The sequence below is a fragment of the Paenibacillus sp. EKM10P genome, from assembly GCF_011800655.1.
GTDB lineage: Bacteria > Bacillota > Bacilli > Paenibacillales > Paenibacillaceae > Paenibacillus > Paenibacillus polymyxa.
The window spans coordinates 1-599 of sequence record NZ_JAALET010000068.1; the positions used below are offsets into that span (position 1 = coordinate 1).

General features: G+C 53.1%; 1 protein-coding gene. It reads right to left on the minus strand.

Going from position 1 to position 599, the window contains the following annotated elements; all coding sequences use genetic code 11:
* A partial coding sequence (locus HFE01_RS26430; protein WP_167442906.1) for a phosphopantetheine-binding protein occupies positions 1-599 on the minus strand: 599 nt, incomplete at both ends.

The following is a 599-nucleotide window of genomic DNA, read 5'->3' on the forward strand; positions in this document are numbered from 1 at the left end:
TCGATAATCAAAGCTCCTGGCATGTTGTAGCTAACCTCTCCACCTTCCAGGTGACTCAGAACGTACATCCGTTTTTGCGCCGAGGAAACGGGATAATACTCGCGCTCCTCTGCCACAGGTATGGATACATACGTTTGCTGGGTCTGATCTTCACCCATCACCTGTACCAATTGCTCAATTGTTGGATATTGGAAAATATCTCGCAAGGCCAGCTTGTGATTCAGCTCCTGATGGATTTTCGCCATCAGTGTTGTAGCGCGCAGCGAATGTCCTCCCACTTCAAAGAAGTTATCCTGGATGCCTATTTGGTGATGATTCAGAACGCTTTGCCAAATACGGACCAGCTGCTCTTCCAGTTCTGTGCGCGGCGCAACGTACTCCGTGCCTCCTTCGAGGCGCGCTTCCGGTGCGGGCAACGCTTTGCGGTCGATTTTCCCATTCGGTGTCAGCGGTAAACGATCCAGGGGTACGACATACGTCGGGATCATATAGCCCGGCAGTTTGGGCTGCAGTGTGCTGCGCAGCTCCGGCAAATTCAGCGCCTCCGAGGCTACGACATACGCACACAGATCCTTGTCTCCGTCTTCGTTTTCCCAGGC